Origin of the sequence: Pseudomonas sp. (genome assembly GCF_037994325.1) — a bacterium.
Taxonomy (GTDB): domain Bacteria; phylum Pseudomonadota; class Gammaproteobacteria; order Pseudomonadales; family Pseudomonadaceae; genus Aquipseudomonas.
Map to the genome: position 1 here is coordinate 1 of NZ_JBBNAH010000422.1, position 3,108 is coordinate 3,108.

Annotated in this window: 4 protein-coding genes; 3 read left to right on the plus strand and 1 reads right to left on the minus strand. The window is 57.9% G+C overall.

All coding sequences use genetic code 11. From position 1 onward, the window contains the following. Positions 1 to 316: 316 nt before the first annotated feature. Together AAAB16_RS14290 and AAAB16_RS14295 are read left to right on the plus strand one after the other, a co-directional pair. Positions 317 to 1,066, plus strand: a complete 750-nt coding sequence (locus AAAB16_RS14290; protein ID WP_110614952.1) for an electron transfer flavoprotein subunit beta/FixA family protein — start codon at positions 317 to 319, stop codon at positions 1,064 to 1,066. Next, complete coding sequence (locus AAAB16_RS14295; protein ID WP_340663911.1) at positions 1,066 to 1,995, plus strand: FAD-binding protein; 930 nt, start codon at positions 1,066 to 1,068, stop codon at positions 1,993 to 1,995. Before AAAB16_RS14290 ends, AAAB16_RS14295 begins: the two co-directional genes overlap by 1 nt. Before the next feature lie 68 nt (positions 1,996 to 2,063). On the opposite strand, the gene AAAB16_RS14300 is transcribed toward AAAB16_RS14295, so the two are convergent. After that, positions 2,064 to 2,510: a helix-turn-helix domain-containing protein gene (locus tag AAAB16_RS14300; protein ID WP_340663913.1), complete on the minus strand. Its 447-nt coding sequence runs from the start codon at positions 2,508 to 2,510 to the stop codon at positions 2,064 to 2,066. 132 nt (positions 2,511 to 2,642) lie between these two features. Here AAAB16_RS14300 and AAAB16_RS14305 point away from each other — a divergent pair. Further along, positions 2,643 to 3,108 (plus strand): MFS transporter (locus AAAB16_RS14305; RefSeq protein WP_340663912.1); only part of this gene is annotated, 466 nt, incomplete at its 3' end.

A 3,108-nucleotide genomic window follows, 5' to 3' on the forward strand; every position in this document is an offset into this window, starting at 1 on the left:
CTCCTACTCAGGCTCTATCTATATTTTATTTGGAGGATCGGGCTCGTTCCATGAGCGACGTGGGCGCATTATATCCACGGACCTCGAAGGGTCCAATACAAACGTTTGTTTGAATTTTCAAATAGCCTGCTAGAATCGGGTTTCCACGGCTTAAAAGTGGCCGTTTTGTCGTATTGACCCGTTTGGGTGATACGGTCAAGATACGGGCGGTTTTGCCCTAGCCGTGCTGTAGGCTGACCGTCGGTTCCGGCCGACGCGCATCACCCGCCATTGTCTATTGGCGACTTCTTATTCACCGGAGAGTAACGAGGAATCCATGAAGGTTCTTGTAGCTGTCAAACGAGTGGTTGACTACAACGTCAAGGTTCGCGTCAAAGCGGACAACTCCGGCGTTGATCTCGCCAACGTCAAAATGTCGATGAATCCCTTCTGCGAAATCGCTGTGGAAGAAGCCGTCCGCCTGAAAGAAAAAGGCGTGGCTACTGAGATCGTCGTGGTTTCCATCGGTCCGACCACTGCTCAAGAGCAACTGCGCACTGCGCTGGCTCTGGGTGCTGATCGCGCCATTCTGGTTGAGTCGGCAGATGAGCTGAATTCGCTCGCTGTGGCCAAACTGCTGAAAGCGGTAGTCGATAAAGAGCAGCCTCAGCTGGTCATTCTCGGCAAACAAGCCATCGACAGCGACAACAACCAAACCGGCCAAATGCTCGCTGCCCTGACCGGCTACGCGCAGGGCACCTTCGCCTCCAAGGTTGAAGTGGCTGGCGACAAGGTTAACGTCACCCGCGAAATCGACGGCGGTCTGCAGACCGTTGCGTTGAACCTGCCGGCGATCGTGACCACCGACCTGCGCCTGAACGAACCGCGCTACGCGTCGCTGCCGAACATCATGAAAGCCAAGAAAAAGCCGCTGGAGACTGTTACTCCTGATGCGCTTGGCGTCTCCACCTCGTCCACCGTGAAAACCTTGAAAGTTGAAGCCCCAGCTGCTCGCAGCGCCGGTATCAAGGTTAAGTCGGTTGCTGAACTGGTCGAGAAACTGAAGAACGAGGCGAAGGTAATCTAATGACTATCCTAGTTATCGCTGAACACACCAACGCAGCCCTGGCGCCTGCCACCCTGAACACTGTGGCTGCGGCCGCAAAAATCGGTGGTGACATTCACGTGCTGGTAGCCGGCGCCAACGCCGCTGCCGCCGCTGAAGCCGCCAGCAAAATCGCTGGTGTGTCGAAAGTACTGTTGGCTGACAACGCTGCTTACGCTCACCAACTGCCAGAAAACGTTGCGCCGCTGGTTGCTGAGCTGGGCAAGAGCTACAGCCACATCCTGGCTAGCGCTACCTCGAACGGCAAAAACATCCTGCCGCGCGTTGCCGCTGCCCTGGACGTTGACCAGATCTCCGAGATCATTTCGGTAGAAAGCGCTGACACCTTCAAGCGTCCGATCTATGCCGGTAACGCCATCGCTACCGTGCAGTCTTCGGCTGCCGTGAAAGTGATCACTGTGCGCTCCACCGGTTTCGACCCGGTTGCTGCTGAAGGCGGTTCTGCCGCTGTTGAAGCGGTTAGCGGCCCGGCTGATGCTGGCAAGTCGTCCTTTGTTGGCGAAGAGCTGGCCAAGTCCGACCGTCCTGAACTGACCGCTGCCAAAATCGTCGTTTCCGGCGGTCGTGGTATGCAGAACGGTGACAACTTCAAACACCTGTACTCGTTGGCCGACAAACTCGGCGCTGCTGTGGGTGCTTCGCGCGCTGCAGTGGACGCAGGCTTTGTGCCGAACGATATGCAGGTTGGCCAGACCGGCAAAATCGTTGCACCACAGCTGTATATCGCCGTTGGTATCTCCGGCGCCATCCAGCACTTGGCCGGGATGAAAGACTCCAAGGTCATCGTGGCAATCAACAAAGACGAAGAAGCGCCAATCTTCCAGGTAGCCGATTACGGTCTGGTTGCGGACTTGTTCGAAGCTGTACCTGAGCTGGAAAAACTGGTTTAACCCCAGCGTTTCCTGCCCAAGAAAAACCCGCTCACTGAGCGGGTTTTTTTATGCCTGCGCTCACCCGGCTACGTGACTTTGCGCACCTGTGTTGCGGCAGGCAGCAACCTCGCGCCATCTATGGATTGTGGGGTCATAAGCGGGATGGGTTGGCCTGTGCGGGTATCGATCAGATCCGAATGCGCCTCGTCGGGCGCAAACAGATGCTGTTCGCCCCATTGCCGCAGGGCCACGACCAGCGCAAACAGGCTTTCGCCTTTGCTGGTCAGCACGTATTCCTGATAGGTGGTGCCATCCGACGCCGCCTGTGTTTGCAGAACGCCAGCCTCGACCAGCTTGCGCAGGCGATCGGACAGAATATTACGAGCGACCCCCAGGCTGCGCTGGAAGTCACTGAAGCGGCGCGTTCCGTCGAACGCATCACGCACGATAAGCAGTGACCAGCGATCGCCCACGATATCGACGGAGCGGGCCACTGGGCAGGGCTCGGCAAGTTCAGATGGGCGGCGTGGCATCACAACTCCTGTGGTCTGAAAAAGACGATGTGGTTGCATTTTAAAACCGAATTTCTTACTGTTCAATCGGTTTCATTTTGCAACTGGATTGAAGGGTGCCCGCTTGTGACGACTGTATCTCCTGCTTCTGCAATGCCTCGCGCTCTGGTCTGGCTGTTCGCCGTTGCCAGCGGGTTGAGTGTGGCCAACGTGTACTACGCACAACCGTTGTTGGACGTTTTGGCGCGCGAGTTTGCCATCAGTCATGGGGCGGTCGGTGGCGTGGTCACGGCCACACAGTTGGGTTGTGCCCTGGCCCTGCTGTTTTTGCTGCCGCTGGGGGATCGAATGGATCGGCGGCGTTTGGTGGCGGCGCAATTGTTCGCCCTTGTGGCTGTGCTCTTGGTGGTAGCGTTGGCGCCGTCTGCGCCGGTGCTGCTGGCGGGCATGCTCGGGGTAGGGCTGTTAGGTACGGCCATGACCCAAGGCTTGATCGCCTATGCCGCCAGCGCCGCGGCGCCCCATGAGCAGGGGCGGGTGGTCGGCGCGGCGCAGGGTGGGGTGTTTATTGGGTTGTTATCGGCTCGGGTCTTCTCCGGTGCGGTGAGCGACCTGGCTG

Excerpts from the sequence above, each read along its gene's own strand:
- AAAB16_RS14290 (WP_110614952.1), top strand. The coding sequence starts at position 317 with ATGAAGGTTCTTGTAGCTGTCAAACGAGTGGTTGACTACAACGTCAAG.
- AAAB16_RS14295 (WP_340663911.1), top strand. The coding sequence starts at position 1,066 with ATGACTATCCTAGTTATCGCTGAACACACCAACGCAGCCCTGGCGCCT.
- AAAB16_RS14300 (WP_340663913.1), bottom strand. The coding sequence starts at position 2,510 with ATGCCACGCCGCCCATCTGAACTTGCCGAGCCCTGCCCAGTGGCCCGC.